General features: G+C 73.0%; 21 protein-coding genes. 10 read left to right on the top strand and 11 right to left on the bottom strand.

The window, feature by feature from the left end:
* Nucleotides 1-47: 47 nt before the first annotated feature.
* The 3 genes from mhpA to LQ326_RS20705 are packed head-to-tail and all read left to right on the top strand — an operon-like array spanning nucleotide 48 to nucleotide 3543.
* On the top strand, nucleotides 48-1652 hold the full coding sequence (gene mhpA, locus LQ326_RS20715) for a bifunctional 3-(3-hydroxy-phenyl)propionate/3-hydroxycinnamic acid hydroxylase MhpA (RefSeq protein ID WP_234538737.1): 1605 nt from the start codon (nucleotides 48-50) through the stop codon (nucleotides 1650-1652).
* A gap of 8 nt (nucleotides 1653-1660) precedes the next feature.
* Nucleotides 1661-2533 carry an alpha/beta fold hydrolase gene (locus tag LQ326_RS20710; protein ID WP_234538735.1) on the top strand — a complete coding sequence of 291 codons (873 nt, stop codon included), beginning with the start codon at nucleotides 1661-1663 and terminating at the stop codon, nucleotides 2531-2533.
* A complete protein-coding gene (locus tag LQ326_RS20705; protein WP_234538734.1) occupies nucleotides 2530-3543 on the top strand; it encodes a VOC family protein in 1014 nt (337 codons plus the stop codon). Before LQ326_RS20710 ends, LQ326_RS20705 begins: the two co-directional genes overlap by 4 nt.
* A 111-nt stretch (nucleotides 3544-3654) precedes the next feature.
* On the opposite strand, the gene LQ326_RS20700 is transcribed toward LQ326_RS20705, so the two are convergent.
* The 6 genes from LQ326_RS20700 to LQ326_RS20675 all read right to left on the bottom strand — a co-directional run bounded on the left by LQ326_RS20700 (nucleotide 3655) and on the right by LQ326_RS20675 (nucleotide 10022).
* Nucleotides 3655-4626: a fumarylacetoacetate hydrolase family protein gene (locus tag LQ326_RS20700; protein WP_234538732.1), complete on the bottom strand. Its 972-nt coding sequence runs from the start codon at nucleotides 4624-4626 to the stop codon at nucleotides 3655-3657.
* 96 nt (nucleotides 4627-4722) lie between these two features.
* Nucleotides 4723-5661, bottom strand: a complete 939-nt coding sequence (locus LQ326_RS20695; protein WP_234538730.1) for a VOC family protein — start codon at nucleotides 5659-5661, stop codon at nucleotides 4723-4725.
* Between the two features lie 13 nt (nucleotides 5662-5674).
* On the bottom strand, nucleotides 5675-6682 hold the full coding sequence (locus LQ326_RS20690) for an amidohydrolase family protein (RefSeq protein WP_234538835.1): 1008 nt from the start codon (nucleotides 6680-6682) through the stop codon (nucleotides 5675-5677).
* The gene (locus tag LQ326_RS20685; protein WP_234538729.1) at nucleotides 6679-7851 is read right to left on the bottom strand and encodes an FAD-dependent oxidoreductase; all 1173 of its coding nucleotides are present in this window, start codon (nucleotides 7849-7851) and stop codon (nucleotides 6679-6681) included. Before LQ326_RS20685 ends, LQ326_RS20690 begins: the two co-directional genes overlap by 4 nt.
* Nucleotides 7852-8079: 228 nt before the next feature.
* On the bottom strand, nucleotides 8080-9042 hold the full coding sequence (locus LQ326_RS20680) for a cyclase family protein (protein ID WP_234538728.1): 963 nt from the start codon (nucleotides 9040-9042) through the stop codon (nucleotides 8080-8082).
* Nucleotides 9039-10022, bottom strand: a complete 984-nt coding sequence (locus tag LQ326_RS20675; protein WP_234538727.1) for a fumarylacetoacetate hydrolase family protein — start codon at nucleotides 10020-10022, stop codon at nucleotides 9039-9041. The genes LQ326_RS20680 and LQ326_RS20675 overlap by 4 nt, the downstream gene beginning before the upstream one ends.
* A 120-nt stretch (nucleotides 10023-10142) precedes the next feature.
* Here LQ326_RS20675 and LQ326_RS20670 point away from each other — a divergent pair, with 120 nt between their 5' ends.
* Complete coding sequence (locus tag LQ326_RS20670; RefSeq protein WP_234538726.1) at nucleotides 10143-11048, top strand: LysR family transcriptional regulator; 906 nt, start codon at nucleotides 10143-10145, stop codon at nucleotides 11046-11048.
* Nucleotides 11049-11286: 238 nt separating this feature from the next.
* Here LQ326_RS20670 and LQ326_RS20665 read toward each other — a convergent pair whose 3' ends face one another.
* Both LQ326_RS20665 and LQ326_RS20660 read right to left on the bottom strand, forming a co-directional pair.
* Nucleotides 11287-12555, bottom strand: a complete 1269-nt coding sequence (locus tag LQ326_RS20665) for an MFS transporter (protein WP_234538725.1) — start codon at nucleotides 12553-12555, stop codon at nucleotides 11287-11289.
* 236 nt (nucleotides 12556-12791) lie between these two features.
* Nucleotides 12792-13775 carry a quinone oxidoreductase family protein gene (locus LQ326_RS20660; RefSeq protein WP_234538724.1) on the bottom strand — a complete coding sequence of 328 codons (984 nt, stop codon included), beginning with the start codon at nucleotides 13773-13775 and terminating at the stop codon, nucleotides 12792-12794.
* 224 nt (nucleotides 13776-13999) lie between these two features.
* Here LQ326_RS20660 and LQ326_RS20655 point away from each other — a divergent pair, with 224 nt between their 5' ends.
* Entirely contained in the window at nucleotides 14000-14656 is a 657-nt protein-coding gene (locus LQ326_RS20655) for a TetR family transcriptional regulator (RefSeq protein WP_234538723.1), read from the top strand.
* A 78-nt stretch (nucleotides 14657-14734) separates the two neighbouring features.
* On the opposite strand, the gene LQ326_RS20650 is transcribed toward LQ326_RS20655, so the two are convergent.
* The 3 genes from LQ326_RS20650 to LQ326_RS20640 all read right to left on the bottom strand — a co-directional run bounded on the left by LQ326_RS20650 (nucleotide 14735) and on the right by LQ326_RS20640 (nucleotide 16641).
* Nucleotides 14735-15064: an ANTAR domain-containing protein gene (locus LQ326_RS20650; RefSeq protein ID WP_234538722.1), complete on the bottom strand. Its 330-nt coding sequence runs from the start codon at nucleotides 15062-15064 to the stop codon at nucleotides 14735-14737.
* A gap of 275 nt (nucleotides 15065-15339) precedes the next feature.
* Nucleotides 15340-15774 (bottom strand): DUF2267 domain-containing protein, encoded by a 435-nt coding sequence (locus LQ326_RS20645; RefSeq protein ID WP_268207329.1) that lies wholly within the window; start codon nucleotides 15772-15774, stop codon nucleotides 15340-15342.
* A 435-nt stretch (nucleotides 15775-16209) separates the two neighbouring features.
* Nucleotides 16210-16641 (bottom strand): Hsp20/alpha crystallin family protein, encoded by a 432-nt coding sequence (locus LQ326_RS20640; protein ID WP_234538719.1) that lies wholly within the window; start codon nucleotides 16639-16641, stop codon nucleotides 16210-16212.
* 126 nt (nucleotides 16642-16767) lie between these two features.
* Between LQ326_RS20640 and LQ326_RS20635 the strand changes: the two genes are divergently transcribed.
* The 5 genes from LQ326_RS20635 (at nucleotide 16768) to LQ326_RS20615 (ending at nucleotide 21362) form a co-directional block, all read left to right on the top strand.
* A complete protein-coding gene (locus LQ326_RS20635) occupies nucleotides 16768-17400 on the top strand; it encodes a type III effector protein (protein WP_234538717.1) in 633 nt (210 codons plus the stop codon).
* Between the two features lie 285 nt (nucleotides 17401-17685).
* Nucleotides 17686-18603: an ABC transporter ATP-binding protein gene (locus LQ326_RS20630; RefSeq protein WP_234538715.1), complete on the top strand. Its 918-nt coding sequence runs from the start codon at nucleotides 17686-17688 to the stop codon at nucleotides 18601-18603.
* Nucleotides 18584-19540 (top strand): hypothetical protein, encoded by a 957-nt coding sequence (locus LQ326_RS20625; protein ID WP_234538713.1) that lies wholly within the window; start codon nucleotides 18584-18586, stop codon nucleotides 19538-19540. Before LQ326_RS20630 ends, LQ326_RS20625 begins: the two co-directional genes overlap by 20 nt.
* Nucleotides 19541-19578: 38 nt before the next feature.
* The gene (locus LQ326_RS20620; RefSeq protein WP_234538711.1) at nucleotides 19579-20697 is read left to right on the top strand and encodes a sensor histidine kinase; all 1119 of its coding nucleotides are present in this window, start codon (nucleotides 19579-19581) and stop codon (nucleotides 20695-20697) included.
* Nucleotides 20694-21362, top strand: coding sequence for a response regulator (locus tag LQ326_RS20615; protein WP_234538710.1), 669 nt, complete (start codon nucleotides 20694-20696; stop codon nucleotides 21360-21362). Before LQ326_RS20620 ends, LQ326_RS20615 begins: the two co-directional genes overlap by 4 nt.
* Nucleotides 21363-21648: the final 286 nt, after the last annotated feature.

Here is a 21648-nt window from a genome sequence, read left to right as displayed (position 1 = left end):
GGAGTGAACGCTACATCAAGACCGACGGGACACAGTGAGGTGGCCTGATGAGTGAAATCCGGGCTCAGGACGGAGCCGGGGACAGTGCCTACGACGTGGCGGTGATCGGATACGGCCCCACGGGCGTGACCGCGGCGAACCTGCTCGGGGCGATGGGCCTCAGGGTCGTCGTCCTGGAGCGGGACGCGGAGGTGTACTCCCGCGCCCGGGCGATCTCCACGGACGAGGAGGTCGTGAGGATCTGGCAGCGCGCCGGGCTGGCCGAGCGGCTGAAGCGGGACATGCTCGCCGACCGCCCGCTCGATTTCGTCGACGCGAGAGGCCGCACCTTCGTCAGCGCGCGTCCCGTTCCGCGCGGGCACGGACATCCGCCGCAGATGTTCATCTACCAGCCCGCGCTGGAACAGGTCCTGCGCGACGGAGTGGACCGCTACCCGAACGTGGAGGTGTGGCTGCGCCACGAGTGCCTGCGCCTGCGACAGGACGCGGACGGCGTGGAGCTGACGGTGGCCGGTACGGCCGACGACGCCGTGCGGCGGCTGCGCGCCTCCTACGTCATCGCGGCCGACGGAGGCACCAGCCTGACCCGCGCCCAGCTGAACGTCGGCTACGAGGGGCGGACGTACACGGACCGCTGGGTGGTCATCGACACCGAGATGCTCAAGCCGTGGCCGGACCACGACCGGCTGCGCTTCCGCTGCGACCCGGCCCGCCCGGCGGTCGACTGCCCGACCCCGCTGGGGCACCACCGCTGGGAGTTCCCGGTTCTGCCGGGCGACGACGAGCAGTACCTGACCAGCGACGAGGCGATCTACGAACTGGTGGCCCGGTACGGGATCAGCGAGGACAGCGTCAAGATCCTGCGTGCCACCGTCTACAGCCACCACGTCCGCTTCGCCGCCCGCTTCCGGGTGGGCCGGGTCTTCCTCGCGGGCGACGCCGCCCACGCCATGCCGCCGTGGATCGGCCAGGGCATGGCGGCCGGGGTCCGGGACGTCGCCAACCTGTGCTGGAAGCTGGACGCGGTGCTGCGCGGGCGGCTGCCCGAGACTCTGCTGGACAGCTACGAGGCCGAGCGCAAGCCGCATGTCAAAGAGGTCACCCGGCGGGCGGTGACCGTCGGGCGGATCATCACCGAACGGCGCCGGGCGGTGACCGCGGTCCGCGACCTCGTGCTGCCCGTCCTGAACCGCGTGGCAGGCTTCAGCGACTGGATCCAGGACTCGAACTGGATACCCGTCGCCCACTACACCGACGGCTTCCAGGCCCGACCCCGCACCAAGGCGTCCGGGCACCAGATCCCCCAGCCCCGGGTGACCGGCGCCGACGGCGAACCGGTACGGCTGGACGACGTCCTCGGCGGCCACTGGCTGCTGCTGCACGGCGGACTGCCCGGCCCGCAGCCCGCATGGGACCGGCTGGGTGTTCCCTCGTTCACCGTCACGCCCGCCGGATCGCACCCTGCCGAGGGCACCCTCGTCGACAGCGACGGAGTGCTGCTGCGCTGGATGAGCGAGCACCGCGCGGCCACCCTCGTCCTGCGGCCGGACTCCTACGTCTACGCCGCCGCCCCCGCGGGCGCCCCGCTTCCCCCGCCCCCGGCCGGATTCGCCCCCGCGGCGCACCCGACCGCGACCGCCACCGCCACCTGAGGAATCCCATGACCGCGTTCACCGAACCGCCGTCGATGCGGGAATTGCTGCTCGACGTCGCGGGCAAGAAGATCTTCGTCGCCGAGACCGGGGACGGTCCGCCCGTCCTGCTGCTGCACGGCGGCGGCCCAGGCGCCTCCGGTGTCTCCAACTACGCCCGCAACATCGCCGAGCTGGCGAAGGAGTACCGGGTCATCGTCCCGGACCTGCCCGGCTACGGCCGCAGCACCAAGGGCGTCGACGGCACCGACCCGTTCGGGTACCTCGCCGACCACATCCGCGGCGTGCTCGACCGGCTCGAGCTGGACAAAGCCCACTTCGTCGGCAATTCCTACGGCGGCTCCTGCGCCCTGCGGCTGGCCCTGGACACCCCCGAGCGGGTCGACCGCATGGTCCTGATGGGCCCGGGCGGCATCGGCACCACCCGCGCCCTGCCGACCCCGGGCCTCAACAGCCTCCTCGGCTACTACTCCGGGGACGGGCCTTCGCGCCTGAAACTGGAGAAGTTCATCCGCCAGTACCTCGTCTTCAACGCCGCCGACGTGCCCGACAGCGTCATCGACGGACGCTACCGGGACAGCCTCGACCCCGAGGTCGTGGCCGCCCCGCCGCTGCGCCGCCCCTCCGGCCCGAACGCACCGCGCACGCTGTGGAGAATGGACTTCACCCGGGACCGGCGCCTGTCCCGCCTGCCGGTTCCCACGCTGGTGCTGTGGGGTACCGCGGACAAGGTCAACCGGCCGTCCGGCGGCCGTATGCTGGCCGACCGCATGCCCAACTGCGATCTCTACCTCGTCGCCAACACCGGTCACTGGGTGCAGTTCGAACGCGCGGAACTCTTCAACCGGCTGTCCGCCGACTTCCTGGCAGGCCGCCGATGAACACGAACAGCTCTCCGTCCGTCTTCGGTGCCGTCCACCTCGGCTACCTCGTCATCGAGACCGACCGCTTCGCCGACTGGCGCCGCTTCGGCACCGACGCCATCGGCATGCACCACGACGACCTGGCCGCCGACCTGATGCGATTCCGCCTGGACGAGCAGGAGTGCCGGTTCCTGCTCCGCCGCGGCCCGGCCGAGGACGTCGTGGTCACCGGCTGGCACATCGACGACCACGCCTCGTTCGAGCGGATAGAGGCGCGTGTCCGGGCCCACGGGGTCCCCGTCGTCCAGGGCTCGGCAGAGGAAGCCGCCCTGCGCGGCGTCGAACGGCTGCTGCGCTTCCCCGGCCCCAAAGGCATCACCCAGGAGATCTGCACCACGCCCGTGGTCTCGTCCGAGCCGCTGCGGATGCTCGCCTCCGGCTGGGTCACGGGCGACTCCGGCATGGGCCACGTGGCGATCACGTCCACCAGGCCGGCGCAGCTGCGCGGTTACTTCGACACCGTCTTCGACGCCCGCCTGACCGACTACATCGACGAGACGATCAACGGCATGAAGCTGAAGATCCGCTTCCTGCGGGTCAACGAACGCCATCACACCATCGCGATCGCCGCCGTCCGGGGGCTGCCCCTCGACCCGGTCCGCACCCGCGTCCAGCACCTCAATGTCCAGGCCGCCACGCTCGACGACCTCGCCCGCAGCTACCAGCGCGTGCACGAACTCGGCTTCCAGATGGCCCTGTCCGTGGGGCAGCACACCAACGACAAGGAGCTGTCCTACTACGCGCGCACCCCGTCGGGCTTCGAGTGGGAGGTGGGCTGGAACCCCGTCGTCGTCGACGAGTCGACCTGGCAGCCCAGCACCCACCAGGGCATCAGCATCTGGGGCCACACCCCGGTGGGCCAGACCATCGTCGGCAAACTCGACCAGTTCCGGCTCGGCATCCGCTCCCTCGCCCACCGGGAGACCACGGTCCCCGCCCTCAGCGGGGCGGGTGTCCCCGACGACTGACGGCACGGCTGCCCGTGCGGACGGGCAGCCGCCGGGCCGGCCTTGGCGACCGCGCCCGGCCGGCCGCCGGCAGGACGCCCGGGCCGCGGCCTGTCCGCTTGTGCGGGGCGGTCACGGCCGTTGCCGGGTACGGCGCCGCGCGGGCGGCACCGGCACCGGATCGGGGCCGGCGGCCACGGTGTTGGAGACGCTGCCGAGGCCCTCCACGGTGAGCGTGACCGTGTCTCCGGGCCGCAGCGGCGGCGGGTCCTGCCTGCCCCGGACGCCCCACAGTTCGGCGAGGCAGCCGCCGTTGCCGCAGGTGCCCGAGCCGAGGACGTCTCCGGGGCGGACCCAGGTGCCGCGGGAGGCGTAGGCGGTCATCTCCTCGAAGGTCCAGCTCATGTTGGACAGCAGGTCCTCGCCGACCACCTCGCCGTTCACCGAGGCCGTGAGGCCCAGGCGCAGGAAGCCGTCCTCGTCGCGGTACTTCTCCAGCTCGTCGGCGGTCACCAGGTACGGGCCCAGGGTGGTGGCCGTGTCCTTGCCCTTGCACGGGCCCAGCCCCACTCGCATCTCGGCGGACTGGAGGTCGCGGGCGGACCAGTCGTTGAGCACGGTGTACCCGGCGATGTGCGCACGGGCCTGCCCGGGGGTGAGGTCGCGGCCCTCCTTGCCGATCACGGCGGCGACCTCCAGCTCGAAGTCGAGCAGGGACGATCCGGGCGGTGCGGGGACGTCGTCGTAAGGGCCGTACACCGCGTAGGGGTTGGTGAAGTAGAAGGTCGGTGCCGCATACCACTGCTCCGGCACCCCGGCGGCACCGTCCACGGACCGCCGTACGCCCTCGACGTGTTCCTCGAAGGTCACGAAGTCCCGCACGGTGGGCGGCTGGAGAGGCGGCAGCAGCCGAACCCGCGAGACATGGGGGCCGGCCGGCACGGCGAGCGCCGCGGATCCGGCGTCGAGGAGTTCCGGCAGCCCGCCGCCCGCGGCGAGCAGGCCGGTCAGCGACGTGACGCCGGGCAACGGACGGAGTGTGCCGTCCTCTTCGACGACGGCCACCCGGCGTCGGTCGCGGTGTTCGTACGTGGCGAAGCGCATGAAGGGGTCCTGTCGGGAGAGCGGGACCGGGGACGCGGCGGGGAGTCAGGGGCTGCCCGTGCTGCCGCGCCCCCGGTGATCAGGGTTCCGGGCCGGTCAGACCGGCGGGGCGACGAACACCCCGCGGTCGACGTCGTTGAAGGACTCCTTGGCGACCAGTTCGTTCATCGGGTTGGCGGTGCCCCACTGGTCGGTGACCTCCGGCCGGGAGAAGTCGTAGACGTGCGGGTGCCAGGTGTCCTCGTCGAGGAGTTCCAACTCGGTGGTGTACTCGACCGTGTTGCCGTGCGGGTCGAGGAAGTAGGTGAAGGTGTTGTCGCCCGCCATGTGGCGTCCCGGCCCCCACACCTTCTTGAACCCGGCCCGCAGCACGCGCCCGGAGCCGCGCAGGTACTCGTCGATGCCGCGCAGTTCGAAGGAGACGTGGTGCAGCGAGGTGTGCGGGCCCTTGGCGATGGCCATCGAGTGGTGCTGGTTGCTGATCCGCATGAAGTGCATGACATCGCCGACGTGCGGCGAACTCAGGGTGTCGGAGTGGCGGAATCCGAGGTGGGTCTCGTACCAGGAGCGGGTCGCGTCCAGGTCGGGGGAGTTGAGCACGACGTGGGAGAGCTTGACGGGGATCGACTCCTTCTCCTCGATCCTGCGGTGCCGGCGCACCTCCACGTCCGCGGAGACCTCGACGGTGCGTCCGTCCACGTCGAAGAAGCGGAATCCGTAACCACCGCCGGGCGTGTCCAGCTTGCCGGGCTGGGAGACCAGCCGCACACCGGAGGCGAGGAGTCGCTCGGCGAGCGTGTCCACGTCGGGTGCCGAGGCGGCGCCGTACGCGACCAGGTCGAGCCGCTTCTCGTCGGCCCTGCGCAGCCGGACGACGTAGTTCTCCGGTGAGCCCTCGGCGGCCAGGAAGGAGATCCCGGAGTCCTCGGCGACCTTGGTCAGGCCCCAGACCCCGGCGTAGAAGTCGAGTTGCTTGTCGTAGTCGGGCACGGCGAGGTCGACGTGCCTGAGGTGGGTGAGCAGACGGTCGCCCATGGGGGGATTCCTCCTAGGAGAGGTGGAGCAGTGCGGCGGCGTTCGCCCCGCGCACGGACTGGAAGTCGGGGTCGGACAGGCCCGCGGCGCGCAGGGCACCGAGCGGGTCGTCGGCGCCCATGTCGAAGGGGAAGTCGGAGCCCAGCAGCACCCGGTCGGCGCCGGCGACCCGGACCAGCTCGCGCAGGACGGCCGGGTCGTGGACGAGGGAGTCGAAGTAGAGCTGCCGCAGATAACTGCTCGGCTCCCGCGTGCAGGTCCGGGCGTCGGGGCGCACCCGCCAGGCGTGGTCGGAGCGGCCGAGGTGGGTGGGGAGATAGCCGCCCCCGTGCGCGGCTATCAGCTTCAGCCCCGGGTGCCGGTCCAGGACGCCCGAGAAGATCAGATGGGAGAGCGCGACCGCGTTCTCCGTCGGCTGGCCGACGGTGTTGGAGAGGTACCAGCGGTCCAGCCGCTCGTCGAGCGTGCACCCGAAGGGGTGCAGGAGGAGGAGGGCGCCCGTCTCCTCGGCCCGCGCCCACAGCGGCTCGTACGCGGGGTCCGACAGCTCGTGGCCGGGCGCGTGCGAGGAGATCTCCACGCCGCGCAGCCCCTGCTCCAGCGCGTGGTCGAGCAGGCCGGCCGCGAGGGCGGGGTGCTGGAGGGGGACCAGACCCAGGCCGTACAGGCGCCCGGGGGCCTTGGCGCAGTGGGCGGCCGTCGACTCGTTGGCCAGCCGGCACACGCGCGCGGCCAGTTCGGGCTCCGCCCAGTAGTGGTAGTGCGACGGGGAGGGGCTGACCAGCTGGACGTCCACGCCCTGCTCGTCCATGGCCGCCAGCCGCACGGCCGCGTCCGTCAGCATCGGCACGCGTGCGCCGACCATCGGGCCGTTCACCCTCAGGGCGGCCGGTCCGTTGCGGCGGGCGTCCAGGGCGCGGGCCTCGGCGAGACCGGGCCGGCCGGCCACGGCCTCCTCGACCTCCGGGACCAGGAGGTGGGCGTGCACGTCGATCGTGGGGGCCGGCTCGGGCCCGGTCACGGGCGTTCCCGCAGCGCGGTCATGGTGCGGTGCAGGAGGCCGGGCACGTCCGCGTCCCGCACCCCGTCGAGCAGCCACTGGGCGAGCTGCACCGAGGCGTCGACGACCATGCGCACGCGCGGCAGCCGACGGGAGTGATAGGCGGTGAGCAGGCGGTCGTCCCAGTCGCCGGGGCCGGCCAGCAGTTCGGCGAGGACCAGGGCGTCCTCCAGGGACATCGCGGCGCCCTGGGCGAAGGTGGGCGGGCAGCAGTGGGCGGCGTCGCCGACCAGCACGATGCGGCCGCGGTGCCAGGGGCCCGTCACCAGGTGCCGGTCGAACCAGGCGTAGTTGACGGCCTTCGGGTCGGTGAACGCGGCCCGCAGCTGCGGCCATACACCCCCGTAGGCCTCGCTGAGCCTGCGCATCTCGTCGGCGTACGAGGCGGCGTCGAGCGAGGCCCGGTCGCGGGCCGGTTCGACGAGATACGTGTAGACCGTGTCCTCGCTGGTCGGGCAGTACCCGGCGATGAAGCACGGGCCGCCGTAGATCATCTCGGTGCGGGTGATCCCGGCCGGACGGGGCGCGGGGGCACGCCAGATGCCCATGCCGGTGGGGACGGGTTCGTCGGTGATGCCGATCATCCGGCGGGTGGCGGAGTGCAGGCCGTCGGCGCCGACCACCAGGTCGTAGCGGCGGCTCGTCCCGTCCGAGAAGGTGACGTCCACGCAGTCCCCGTGCTGGTCGAAGGCGGTGGCCGTGGTGCCGAGGCGGATGTCGGCGCCCGAGGCCCGGACCTTCTCGATGAGGAGCTGCTGCAGGCGGGGGCGCTGCATGCCGATGTGGGCGGGCAGGTCGTCGCCGCCGGTGCGCAGTTCCTCGTGGGCGGCCAGGACGGTGCCGTCGGGGGTGAGGATGGCGACTCCGTCGGCGGTGTAGCCGTCCTTCTCGATCGCGTCGAGGACGCCGACCTCGCGCAGGACGCGCAGGGCGTTGCCCTGGAGGGTGATGCCGGAGCCGAGCGAGGCTTTCCAGTCCGGGCTGGCCTCGACCAGGTCGACGGCGATCCCGGCCCGGCGCAGGAGCACGGTCAGAGCGTTTCCGGAGGTACCGCCGCCTATGACGAGGACGACGGGGTTTTCCCCGCTCGGGCGGAGTCGGGAGTGGGGGAGGGCGGGGGCGGGTGTCATCTCGCGGATACCTCACGGGATCGGGCCGCGCAGCTTCGGGCGGCGGGGATGCGGGCGGCGGGGATGCGGCTGGCGGGGATGCGGGCGGCGGGGATGCGGCTGGCGGGGATGCGGGCGGCGGGGATGCGGCTCTCGCCCGCCGGGGACGCGGGCCAGGGGCGTGCGGGCCGGACGTGCCGCCGCTGTCCGGGACGGGACGGGAACGGTGCATCCGGCGTCGGTGCGGGGCTACTTGACGGCGACGGGGTTGACGGGGGAGCCGACGGCTCCGGTGATGGGGAGGGGCGCGGCGGTGAGCCAGAACTCGTGGACGCCGTCCTCGGCACAGTCCGCGGCGAGCGTGTCGAGGTCCCACATCTCGCCGATCAGCAGGCCGATGTGCGGGATGGCGACCTGGTGCAGGGGCTGGAAGGCGTGCTCGAACTCGTTGGGGCGTACCTCGAAGCCCCAGGTGTCGGTGGCGAGCGCGGCGATCTCGGTGCGGTGCAGCCAGCCGGCGGTGGTGAAGGACAGTCCGGGCGCGGGCCCGCCGGCGTAGTCCCCCCAGCCGTCGCGCCTGGCGCGGGTGAGGTGGCCGGTGCGCACGAGGACGATGTCGCCACGGCCGACGCGCACGCCGTGGGCCTCGGCGGTCGCGGTCAGGTGCGCCTCGGTGATGGCGAAGCCGTCCGGCAACTCGCCCTTTTCACCGATGACTTGGCCGACATCCAGGAGGACTCCGCGTCCGGCGACGTACGGTGCCATGTGCTCGATGCCGGTGACGAGGTCGCCGTCGGAGGTGACCGTGGTCGCCGCGTCACGGCCGTTCCACGCCTTGCCGTGGTCGAAGATGTGCCCGAGCCCGTCCCACTGGGTGGAGCACTGGAGCGGCATCGCGATCACGTCGTCCGCGCCGCCGATGCCGTGCGGAAAGCCCTGGTTGCCGAGGGCGGCGTCGGTGCCGGTGTCCAGCATGGTGTGCACCGGGTTGGTGCGCCGCCGCCAGCCCTTCTGCGGTCCGTTCATGTCGAACCGCTGGGAGAGCGAGAAGCTCACGCCCCGCCGGACCAGCGCGGCGCCCTCGCGACGCTTGGCCGCGTCGAGGAAGTTCAGGGTGCCGAGCACGTCGTCCGAGCCCCAACGCCCCCAGTTGGAGTACGCCTTGGCGGCCTCGGCGATCGCGCCCTCGGGGTCCGTGCGGTCCAGGCTCATGCCGCTGCCTCCGCGACGCACCGGGTGCGCTGCACGCCAAGGCCGGTGATGGAGCCCTCCAGCACGTCGCCGTCGCGCAGCAGCCGCCCCCAGTGGATGCCGTTGCCTGCCGGGCTGCCGGTCAGCACCAGGTCGCCGGGCAGCAGCCGAGCGGTCTGCGAGATGTACGACACCAGCCGGGCGACGCCGAAGAGCATGTCCTTGGTCGACTCGTCCTGCATGGTGTCGCCGTTCAGCTTCAGCGTGACCCGCAGATCGCCCGGGTCGGCGACCGACCCGGCCGGCACGAGCCACGGCCCGAGAGGCGTGAAGCCCGGCGCGTTCTTGCAGCGCAGCCAGTCGGTTCCGATGGCCTTCATGTCCTGCCGGAACACTGTGGCCCGGTCGGTCAGGTCGTTGGCGATCGTGTACCCGGCGACGTACTCCAGGGCCCCCGCTTCAGGAACCCGGTACGCGGGTTTGGCGATGACGGCGGCCAACTCCAGCTCCCAGTCCGGCTGTTCGGCCCAGGAGGGGAGCACGACGTCGTCGTAGGGGCCGGCCACGGTGCTCGGCAGCCCGATGAACACGTACGGCAGGTCCTCGGCCGCCCGGCGGTCCATGACGGCGGCGATCTCCGCGCGCGCCTCCTCGGCCGTGCGCGGGTCGTCGGGGGTGCGGTGGGCGACCTCCAGATCGATCACGTGCTGCCGGTAGTTGGCGCCGGACTGGAAGATCTGCCGCGGCTCGACGGGCGCGTGCACCCGCAGGCCGTCCAGGGGGTACCGGCCGGGACCGGGGTCGTCCGCCAGCGCGCGCAGGACGGGCAGGAACTCCTCCCACCGGTCCAGCACGGCCCGGATGTCGGCAGGCGCCCCGTCCAGGGCTCTGCTCAGGTCGAGCACCCGGTCCGCGGCCACCAGGCCGGGGAAGCGGGGTCCCTCCGGAGCGGAGAACGTGCCGAGCGCGAACGGGCCGGCAGGTTGCGCGAGCGTTGCCATGAGATTTCCTCCCACTGGGTTGCGGTCTACTCTGGCCCTCGCCGTGCGATCACGGAAATAGATCCTGTGGATGCGGCGAATCCATCCGATGGATACCTCTGACCTGCCAGGTGGTGCCCGGTGAACCTGTCCCGACTCGACCTCAACCTGGTCCTCGCCCTGCGCGCGCTGCTGGAGGAACGCAACGTCACGCGGGCCGGGGAGCGGGTGGGGCTGAGCCAGCCCGCCATGAGCGCCGCGCTGGCACGGCTGCGCCGCCACTTCGACGACGAACTGCTCGCCCGCACCGGCAACGTCTACGAACTGACCCCGCTCGGAGTGGCCCTGCGCGACCGCAGTGCCACCGCGTGCGACCTGCTGGAACGGGTCTTCGCCAGCCAGGCCGAGTTCGACCCGGCCGCCGAGACCCGCGAGTTCACGCTGCTCGCCTCCGACTACGGCGCGGCCGTCTTCGGCGCGGCACTCGCCCGTGCGCTGCATGAGGAGGCGCCCGGTATCCGGCTGACCTTTCAGCATCCGGCACCCTCGGTGGTGGAGAACACGGCGACCGTGCTGAGCACCGTCGACGGACTGCTGATGCCGCACGGCGTCATCGACGGCCTGCCCGCCGTCGACCTCTTCAGCGACCGCTGGCTGTGCATGGTCGCCGACGACCACCCCGAGGCAGGAGACGAACTCAGCCTCGACCAGTTGGCCCGTCTGCCCTGGGCGGTCTACCAGCGCCCCTACGACGCCCCGGTCGCCCGCCAGCTCAGCATGATCGGCATCAGTCCCCGGGTGGAGGTCTCCGTGCAGACCTTCCAGCTCCTGCCCCACATGGTGGAAGGCACGCGGCGGGTGGCGATGATCCAGGAACGGCTGGCGCGCAGGGCGGTGCGCTCGGCGGCGGTGCGGGTCCTGCCGTGTCCCTTCGAGGCCGTACCCGTGCAGGAGGCCATGTGGTGGCATCCGGTGCATGCGCAGGACGCGGCGCACATCTGGTTGCGGCAGAAGGCGGCGGAGGTGGGGGCGTCGCTCACGGAGTAGCGACACCCCACGGTGGGCGCCGCCTGGTGCCTGGTGCCAGTTGTCAGGCGTCAGCCGCCAGCCGTCGGCCGTCAGGCGCCAGCCGTCGGCCGTCAGGCGCCAGTTGTCAGGCGTCAGCCGCCAGTGGCCAACTGCCAGCCGCCAGGCGTCAGCCGCCGTGGTGCCGTCATGGACCGGCCGGCGGCTGCGGGTGTCTGGTGGGTGGTCGCGCAGCGCCCGCGTCCGCCGGGGGCAGCGGTCATGCCACTTGTTCCGGCGACGGCCGCGGACCGACCGCCTCGCCCCGTCGCCGGGCGGCCGTCCACAACCCGCCGGCGACCAGGGCCGCAGCCAGCCCGAGCACTCCCACCGCCCTCGCCAGACTCCCCACCGCGGCCTCTCCCGCGAGCAGCACCAGCGGGCACGCGAACTCGCCGCCGAAGAAGGCCGCCGTCCACAGCCCGGTGCCGCGGCCGCGGTCCGCGAAGTCGAGGCGGGACATCGCGCTGGTCAGCAGAGCGGGCAGCAGCATCCCCGTGCCGACGCAGTTGACGACCGCCCCGGCGACCAGCAGCGGCGCGTTGCCCGCCAGGAACATCAGCCCGAAGCCCACCGCGCACACCGCCAGGACCGCCGGCAGCAGCGGGTCCGGCGAGCGGCCCAGGCGGGCGAAGGCGACCGCGCCGCCCACCGTCGCCGCGCTGGCGATCGCCGTGGCCAGTCCGATCATCCCGGAGTTCTTCACCCCGAGGTCGTCGAGCAGGTACGACATCTCGACGGGGACGGTGTAGAAGACCATCGCTCCGAAGAAGGTCAGGGCGCAGATCCCGCCCAACTGCCGCCAGGGGAACGTGCGTCGGGCCCGGTCGCTCGGTGTCCGGACCGCCGCCGCGCGCGGTGCCGGGCTCGGCAGCGCCGTCGCCATCAGCGGGGCCAGCACCAGACTCACGGCGTACACGAAGAACGGCACCCGCCAGCCGGCCGATCCGGCGGCGCCGCCGAGCACGAAGAAGACCGTGGCCGACGCGGACGCGCACATGGTCTGCAGGGCGAGGTACCGCACCCGCCGCTGCCCCGAGTAGTAGTCACCGATCAGCGTGGTGCAGCACGTCATGATCGCGGCCTCGGCCACCCCGACCAGGGCGCGGCTGGCGATGATCGCGCCGAGCGAGTCCAGCCAGAGCGGGGCCGTGCCGAACACCGCGTACAGCAGGGTCGCCACGACCAGCAGCCGCTTGCGGCCCAGCCGGTCCACGATCACCCCGGCGAACGGGGCCAGCACGGCGAGCGCCAGGGCCGGCACGGTCAGCGCGAGCGGCACCAGCGCCTTGGCCCCCGGCACGGAGGCGAAGTGGTCCTGCATCTTCGGCAGCACGGGGGCGATCAGCACCGCCCCGAGGATCGGCAGACAGCTGCCCGCCATCAGGAGGGTGACCCGCAGGAGATGGGCCGGGCCCGAGACGGCCACGGGGGGCGAGGCGGCGTCGTCGACCTCGGTGGCGGACGGCGGCGGAACGGAACCGGGCATGACGACTCCAGAGGGCGGGGTACGGAGCGGGCATGCCTGTCACAGGCGCGAACGGGCGCACGGCATGCTGGGGACGGCCGCGCGCCGAGGGCTCGTCCGGACGTCGGCGGGCGGGTAGGGACGACTATGGGCGGTCATGTCGCGTACCGCCATCCTCGGCGCGATCCGAATCGCGTATCCGCGTCATCCACGCCGTTGATGAGCGCGTCCCCGCGCGGCCCGGGACCCCGTCGACGTCACGGGGTGAGCACGATCCTGCCTCCGACCGATCCCTGCTCGATACGGCGGTGCGCTTCCGCCGCCCGGGCCAACGGCAGGGTCTGGACGTCGATCGGCACCAGGCCCCGGCGGATTGCCTCCAGCGCGGCGCGGGCCGCGGGGCGGGCCTGCTCCGGGTGGTGGGGGAGGTGGAAGCCGACCGCGAAGCCGAGAATCGCGAGGTTGCCGCCCCACAGGGTGTTGGTGGGTGCGGTGTGCTGCCAGTCGCCACTCGCGTTGCCCACCAGCAGCATCCGCCCCATCGGGGCCATCACGCGCAGGCTGTCCGTGCGTACCTGGCCGCCGACCGGGTCCACGACGACGTCGAAGCGCCGGTCGCCGACCGTCTCGGCGAAGTCGTCACTGGCGAGAACCTCGTCGTAGGGCAGGGCGGAGGCGTGCGCACGTTCCAGCGAAGGGCGACGCACCGTCCCCGTCACACCGGCCGCGCCCAGGGTGCGGGCCACGCCCGGAAAGGCGGACGCCAGGCCACCCAGCGCACCGTGTACGAGGACGTGCTCACCCGGCTTGAGGTGTGCCACCTCGGTCAGCGCCAGGTAGGCGGTCGCCGCGTTGGGCACGGCCGCGACCGCCAGCGCCGGATCGACGCCGCTTCCCTCCAGGCCGACGGTCATCGCGGCGTCGGCGACCGCGACGGAGGCGTACCCTCCCTCCGCCCCGGTGCCCGACAAGGTCACCACCGGTTCGCCGACCCGCAGCCCCTCAACTCCTTCACCCAGCGCGCGGACGGTGCCCGCCACCTCCAGTCCGGGCACGTAGGGCGGCTGCGGCAGCCCCTTCTGGTCCTGGTACCTGCCCTGCCGGAGGTGGACGTCGATCAGCCCCACCGCGGCGTGGGTGACGTCGATGGCGACCTGCCCGGGACCGGGTGCGGGGTCGGGAAGTTCGGTCAGTTCGAAGACATCGGCCGGGCCGAAGGCGGTGACGACGGCGGCTTGCATGGGGACTCCACTCAGTCGGTGAGGGGCTGGAAACAGGCGAGATCATTACGCAATCGGCTTGCGTTATGTCGGCATCGGTGGGCCCTCCCCGCGGTGCGGGGAGGAGAACGCCAAGCCGCGAAGATCGCCTGTTGTTCCTGGGTCTCTAACGCAATGTGCTTGCGTTAAAGCAAGCTAGCACGCCTTCGAGATGTAACGCACCTCGCGTGCGTTAAGGTGTGGGAATGCACAGCCGCGCCCGCTCCCCGGAGGCCAAACTCCGCCGTACCGAGGACCTGCTCGACGCGGCGCGCGCCCTCGCGGCCGCCCGCGGCGGAGTACGGCACGTGACTCTCGCGGCCGTGACGGAGGCCGCCGACCTGCATCCGTCCGCCGTGCGACGTTACTTCGACAGCAAGGAGGAACTCCTGCTGGAACTGGCCGAACGCGGGTGGCACCAGTGGCGTGACAGCCTCACCGCCCACCTGGCGGGCGCGCAGGGTCTGGCACCGGCCGAGTCCGCCGCCGCCGTCGCCACCACCCTCGCGGCCCAGCCCCTCTTCTGCGACTTGCTCACCCATGTGCCGCTCAGCCTCGAGGGCGAGGTCGGCATCGAGCGCGCCCGCCGCTACAAGACCAGTTCCTTCGCCGCCTACGACGGCATCGTCGAGGCCCTCACCGTGTCCTCCGGCACCCTCACGACGGCACAGGCCCAGGACCTGGTCGCTGCGGCGCTCGGGCTCACCGCGCACCTGTGGCAGGTCTCCCACCCGACCCCCACGCTCGCGGAGCTCTACGCCCAGAACCCCCGGTGGGGGCACGTCGCCCTCGACTTCGAACCGCGCCTCACCCGACTGCTGCAGGCCGTCGCCGTGGGAGCGACCGTGATGGACGGTGAGTGACCACGGGCTCGCGGACGCCGACGCGTCCACCGTGTCCGGTGCCGTGCCGGTCCGGCGGGCCGCTTCGAGATGAACCGGTCATTCCGGAGAAGTCTCCGGAATCCGGGTGTGGCCGCGGCGGTCGAGGGCGTCTTCCAGCTCGGCGCGGATGCCTGGAGGAAGCTCGCCGAGGCGCCCCCAGGTCAGGATCTGCTCGGCGATGTTGCGGAGCTTGATGTTGGTGTGCTGGGAGACCTCCTTGAGGACGGCCCAGCCCTCATCGGGAGAGACCCGGCCGAGAGCGACCGTCACCCCGATCGCCTGGTCCACGACGGCGTGTGCGGTGACGGCCTCCTTCAACTGCTCGACTTCCGCTTCCAGCGCGAGGATGCGGGCGGCGTAATCCGGGTCGCTCGGTGTCGGGGCCATGGAACCGTCCAGACGATGTACGGCAGGTGGTCGAAAGGGCGTGCTGCCCCGGCCGGGTGCGCGGGGCGGTCCCGACGCGCTCGGCCGGGCGGGGGAGAGCGTTGGCCAGGCAGTGGCAGTGGCAGTGGCAGTGGCAGTGGCGGTGGCAGTGGCGGTGGCGGTGGCGGTGGCGGTGGCGGTGGCGGTGGCGGTGGGGGAGGGGTGCGGGGTGCGGGGCGGACGGTGGCGCCGAGGTCGTGTCGTCGTCCGCCCCGCCACCTGCTCGCCGTCGCCGTCTATGCGGCGGGGGTGAGTTCGGCGCGGCCGAACAGCAGCGCGTAGCCGGCGGGGAGCTGGTGAAGGACGCGGGTGATCAGGTCGGGGCCGGCACAGGCCGCGACGGCGGAGAGGACGGAGCCGGTGTCCCAGCGGGTCGTGGCCTGCGGGGCGCCGGTGCGGGTGGCGAGGTCCTTGACGAAGGCCCAGCCGGTGAGCGGCTGGGAGTCGGGGATCTGGGTGGTGAGGATGCGTGCGGCTTCGAAGGGCAGGCGGGCGGCCAGTTCGGCGCGTTCGTCGCCGGTCAGCTGGCGTCCCAGCCCTGCGAGGACCAGGCGGACGGCTTCCTCGGCCCTCTCGCGGGTGGAGTAGGCGCCTTCGTAGCGGACCTTCTCCAGCATCTGCTCGTACGCCGTCCCGTGGTGCTGCTGGAACGGTGCGCGGCGTTCGGACATCACTGCGGTGGTTGCCTTTCTGTCACCAGGGTCGTGGTGCCGGTGTGCGGTCACCGGGGGTGGGTGGTCGGTTGGGCCGGGGGTGGCCGAAGAGCAGGGGAGGGCGGCGCCGGCCGCCCGGGCCGTGGGCGGGTCCGCTCGGTGGCGTCCTCGGTCCAGGTCGTGCGGTTGCCCGTGAGAACCGCTCCGGGCCGGCGGCTCCGGCGGCTCGGAGCTCCGCGACGGGTGGTGCCTGCCGGCAGGTGCGCCGTCCGATGGGGCGCCTGCCTCGCCGACCGGGTCCGCACCCGGGGCGGCCGTCACGCGGGCCGTGCGCTCGGCTCCCTGTCGCGTGCCGGCCGCCACCCTTCCGCGGTCCTCGGGGCGCGGAGGACAGCCCCTAGGGGGGAGATCGGTTCCCGTCCTCCGCCGCTGTTCAGCCCTCGTCCGTCCGGCTCAGCCGGAGATCTCCTTGCGGTCGGAGCCGAGGCCGATGGCGATCTTGCGGGGCTTGGCGCGCTCGGCGATCGGAATGCGCAGGGTGAGCACTCCCGCGTCGTAGTCGGCCTGGATGTGCTCGGTGTCGAGCGTGTCGGCCAGCACCAGCTGGCGGGAGAAGACGCCCAGCGGCCGCTCCGACAGCTCCATCTGCACGCCTTCGGCCTTCGCCGCAGGCCTACGCTCGGCCCTGACGGTCAGCATGTTCCGCTCGACGTCGACGTCGATCGCGTCCGGGGTGACGCCGGGGATGTCGAAGGCCACCACGTACTGGTCACCCTCGCGGTAGGCGTCCATGGGCATCGGGGACGGCCGTGACCAGGTGCCGGGGACCATCAGCTGCTGCGCCAGCCGGTCGAGATCGCGGAAGGGGTCGGTGCGCATCAACATCGGAAAACACCTCCAGGGGTTCGGGCAGTTGCTGCCAATGCGCCTCACTGAAACCGTTGTAACATGTCATCCGATGGATGACAAACACGGTGTCGTCAAAAGGATGACAACCCGAGGGAGGTGCCCATGACCCCGGCCGACCAGCCGGCTTCACCCAGTGCCGACGCGAACAGCCCGGCGTCGTTCCTGGCCGCCGCGACAGCCCTGGAGGCCATCGACGACGCCCTGCGCGCCGCCCGCCACGAGGCCCCCGCCACTGCCGAGGCCCACGAGGTCGGCCCGGACCAGGCACTGGCCTCCCTCCTCCTGCTGCGGCAGGTGCGCGAGCGGCTCGCCGGATGGGAGACCGGCCTGATCGAGACGGCCCGGGACGCCGGAGCCAGCTGGGCCGACCTCGCCCACCCCCTCGGCGTCGCCAGCCGCCAGGCCGCCGAACGCCGCTACCTGCGTGGCCGTCCCGGCCCGGCCGGAACCACCGGCGAACAACGCGTCCAGGCCACCCGGGAACGCCGCGCCGCCGAACGCACCACCGCCGTGTGGGCCCGCCGCAACGCGGCCGACCTGCGTCGCATCGCCGGCCAGATCACCGCCCTCACCGACCTGCCGGACGCCGCCCGCCTCCCCCTCAGCCATCTCCACGCGGCCCTCGCCCACGACAACCCCGCCGACCTCATCCACCCCCTCCACGCCACCCGCCCCCACCTCACCGCCACCCACCCCGACCTCGCCGCCCAACTCGACACGCTCATCACTCCCTGACCCGGCCGGCCGGCCGGCGGGTGCGCGGACGACGCCGCGTCGGCCGTGGGTGACCGCGTCCGGCACCCGCCCGTCCCCTGGGGCAGCGGGACGGCTTCGGTGCCGGTGGGGCGCCGCCGGAGGCCGGTGACGCCGAGGCGGCCGGCGAACAGGCGGCTGCAGCACCTTCGACCACGCCCCGCGGGCAGATCCCCGTGGGCACGAGGGGCCCCTCGTCCTTCGGGGGAGACGGATCTCGGCTCACGGCTGACGACGCGGCGGCTTTCGATGCCTAGCGTCGCAGGCATGGACGAAGTGATCCGCTGTGCGGGGCTGACCAAAAGGTACGGGGCGGCGCTCGCGGTCGACGGGCTGGACCTGACGGTCGGAGCAGGCCAGGTCTTCGGCTTCCTCGGCCCCAACGGCTCCGGCAAGACCACCACGATGCGCATGCTGCTGGGCCTGGTGCGGCCCACTTCCGGGCGCGCCTGGATCCACGGCCGCCCGCTGCCCGACCCCGACGGCCTCGCGCGCGTCGGCGCGATGATCGAGGAGCCCGGCTTCCACCCATGGGCCACCGGGCGCCGCAACCTGGAGTACCTGGCCCTGGCCGGGCCCGCGCCCCGGCCGGACGCGGTGGAACGAGTTCTGGCGCGCGTCGAACTCACCGAGGCCGCCGACCGCAAGGTCAAGACGTACTCCCAGGGCATGCGGCAGCGCCTCGGCCTGGCCGCCGCGCTGTTGCGCGAGCCGTCGCTGCTCGTCCTCGACGAGCCCACCAACGGACTCGACCCGGCGGGCATCCAGGAGATGCGCTCCCTGCTGCGCGAGCTGGCCGCCGCCGGAACCACGGTTTTCCTCTCCAGCCATCTGCTCTCCGAGATCGAACAGGTCTGCGACCGCGTCGCGGTGCTGCACGGCGGACGGCTGATCGAGGAAGGGCCCTTTCACGACGTCGCCAGGCCCACCGTGCGGGTCACGCTCGACGCGAGCGACATGACCGAGGCGGCCGGGCTGCTCGCCGGCTACCGCTACCGGGCCGCCGGCCCGGGACGGCTCCTGGTGGAGGACGCCGACCCCCGCGAGATCAACCAGCGGCTCGGCCAGGCGGGGGTGTGGGCTCACGAAGTGCGCCGGGAGCCCGGCGCGCTGGAGAACCGCTTCCTGAGCCTGACCGCCTACGACCACGACGGGGAGGGGTCCGATGCGCCTGCTGCGCGCTGAACTGCTCAAGCTCAACCGCCCGCTGCTGTGGAGCGCCGCGCTGGGAGCGATCGTCTTCACGGTGCTCCTCGCCGTCGGCGGAGCCGGCAACGCCCGGCAGTACGCCCAGCCGGTCACCGTGCCCAGCTGCGCCGAGCTGCATCTCGCCCCGGGCCCCTCGTGCGCCGATGTCCAGCGGGTCGCGCGGGGTCGGGCCGCGCGGCAGCAGGCCGAACGCTCGGCGACCGCGGTGCACACTGCCGAGCGGCTGACCGCAGCGGGGGCGGGCGCGGAGACCGCCGGCCTGATGGCCTCGCTGCCCGGCGCGCTGGTCGTCTCGCTGCTGGCCGGCGGCCACGTGGGCGCGGAATGGTCCGGACACACCCTCAAGTCCTTGCTCACCCAGTGCGGTCGGCGGCGCCGCGTGCTGGCGGCCAAGGCGGCAAGCCTGTGGCTCGCCGCCGTCGCGGTCATGGCCACCGACTGGGCCGTGCTCGCGGGCGCCGGGCCGCTGATCGCGCGGCTCAGCCGGCTGCCGGGCGCCCAGACCCCGGCCACTCGCCTGCTGGCGCACTCCGCCGGGCAGTGCGGCCGCGCGCTGCTCGTCCTCGCCCTGTTCGCCGCGGTGGGCCTGCTGGCCTCCGTCGTCACCCGCGGCGCCGTCGGCGCCCTCGGGTCGTGCGCCGCGGTGGTCGTCGGCCTGCTCGCCGCCGCCTCGCTGCCGGGCCTCGGACGCTGGACCCCGGCGACCTGGGTCCAGGACTGGATGGGCTTCGGAGCGGGCCAGAACTCGATCACGGCCCTGCCCGACAACTTCTGGTCCCGGTTCTTCAGCGCGTCCGGCGCCCCGCCGAGCCGTCTGGAGACCGGGCTGGAGGCCACGGCCCTGGGCGCCGTCGCGGCGCTGTGCGTGTGGGGCGCGACCGTACTGTTCCAGCGCGGCGACGTCCTCGGATGAGGTACCCGGTGCCGCACCGCCGCCCGTACAGTCATGGCATGCGCTTCTCCCCGAGGCGGGTCGACGCCGCGCTGGCGGCGGTACTGCTGGTGTGGTCGCTGCCGGACGTGCCCTGGTGGTGGCGGCCGCCGGGGCACGCGGCCGCGACACCGGTGGTCCTGGGCTACCTGGCCCTGGCGCTGGCGCAGTCGGTTCCGTTCTGGTGGTGGCGGCGCGTGCCGCCGGCCGTGCTCGGCTGCGCCACCGGGGCCTTCCTGCTGCGCGGCGCGCTCGACCGCAACCAGGTCGCGGCCGGCGTGGCGATGCTGGCCGCTGCCTACGGCGTGGGCGCGTACGGCACGCGGCGGCGCACGGCCCAGCTGCTCGGCGCCCTGTCACTGGCCGTCGCGGGGGGCATCGGGCTGTTCGACTTCTCCCACCGCATGGGGGGCGTGCCCTGGGTGCTGCTCGGCGCCGCGTTCCTCGTCGGCGACGCGGCCACTGCCCGGCGTCACGAGGCGGCCACCGCGGCCGAGGCCGCGCACCTGGCCGAACGGTCCCGTATCGCCCGGGAGCTGCACGATGTGCTGGCGCATCAGCTCGCCGCGATCACCGTGCACGCCGGGACGGCCCGGCTGGCGCCCCCCGAGGACCCCGGGAAGGTCTTCGCGGCCGTGGAGCACCTGGGCCGCGAGGCGCTCACCGAACTCTCCCACCTGCTCGGCGCCCTGCGCCGCGACCAGGAGACCGCGCCGGACCGCCGGCCCGTGCCCTCGCTCGCCGAACTCGACGCGCTGGTCGACGGCATCCGCGCCACCGGAACACCCGTCCGCTACCGGACAGCGGGCGACGTCCCCGGTCAGCTCACCCCCGGACTGGAGCTGTCGCTGTTCCGGATCTGTCAGGAAGCCCTGACCAACGCCACCCGCCACGCCCCCGGAGCGCCCGTGCACCTCACCGTCGCCTACCGGCCCGACCGCGTCGAAGTCACCGCCGTCAACGGCTCCGCACCCGCGCCTCGCCCTTCGCCGGGCGGCGGCGGGCGGGGGCTGCTGGGCATCCGTGAACGCGTCGGTCTGTACGGCGGACACCTGCATGCGGGTCCGACACCGGGCGGCGGGTTCAGGCTCTTCGCGTCGGTCCCCTGCACGGACGTGCTCACCAAGGCGGCGTCGTGACGGTCCGGGTCCTGGTCGCGGACGACCAGGCCATGGTCCGCGTCGCACTGGCCGCGCTGCTCGACGCCCAGCCGGACCTCACGGTGGTCGGTGAGGCCGCGGACGGCGTGCAGGCGGTCGCGCTCGCCCGCGAAATGGCACCGGACGTCGTCCTCATGGACATCCGGATGCCCCGCCTGGACGGCATCGCCGCCACCCGCCACATCCTCGCCCAGCCCTCCCCTCCGCACGTGGTCGCCCTGACCACCTACGACCTCGACGAGTACCTCTACGACGTCCTGCGCGCCGGCGCGAGCGGATTCCTGCTCAAGCACGCCCCGCCCGAGGAACTCCTGCTGGGCGTACGCGCAGCCGCCGACGGCGGAGCGCTCCTCTCCCCGACCGTCACCAAACGCCTGCTCGGCGAGTTCACCCGGCAGCCCCCTCGGGCCCGGCCGCCCGCGGTGCTGGACCAGCTCACGCCCCGCGAACGCGAGATCTTCGACCTCATCGTCCGCGGCAGAAGCAACTCCGAGATCGCGCAGGAACTCTTCGTCGCCGAAAGCACCGTCAAGACCCACGTCACCCACGCCCTCACCAAACTCGGGCTGCGCGACCGCGTCCACGCCGTGCTCTTCGCCTACGAGCATGGCCTCGCCGGCCCGGCACCGCGAAGACCGACGTAGCCGGGCCGCCCGGCACGGGAACGGCAGCCCCTGCCACCGCTGAGGCCTCGACCCGCCGGAACAGGAGAGCGCCCTCCGCCCAGTCGAGATCACCGCCGACACCCACGGCGCCGGTGAGACCGCCTTCGGCCTCTTCCGCCTCATGGGCCACCCGTTCTTCCTGCGCCCGCCCGGCATCGGCAGCCCCCGCCCACCGCGCCGACCCGGATGCCGACCACGAGCCGCTCGACCCGGCCACCCGCGACGGGACCGACACGCCGGTTCACCGTTCCGTTCCTGCCGGGAC

This window comes from Streptomyces shenzhenensis, from assembly GCF_021462265.1.
Classification (GTDB): Bacteria; Actinomycetota; Actinomycetes; order Streptomycetales; family Streptomycetaceae; genus Streptomyces; species Streptomyces shenzhenensis.
The sequence above is the reverse complement of the archived record's forward strand: the minus strand, read 5'-3'. Positions and strand labels throughout refer to the sequence as shown.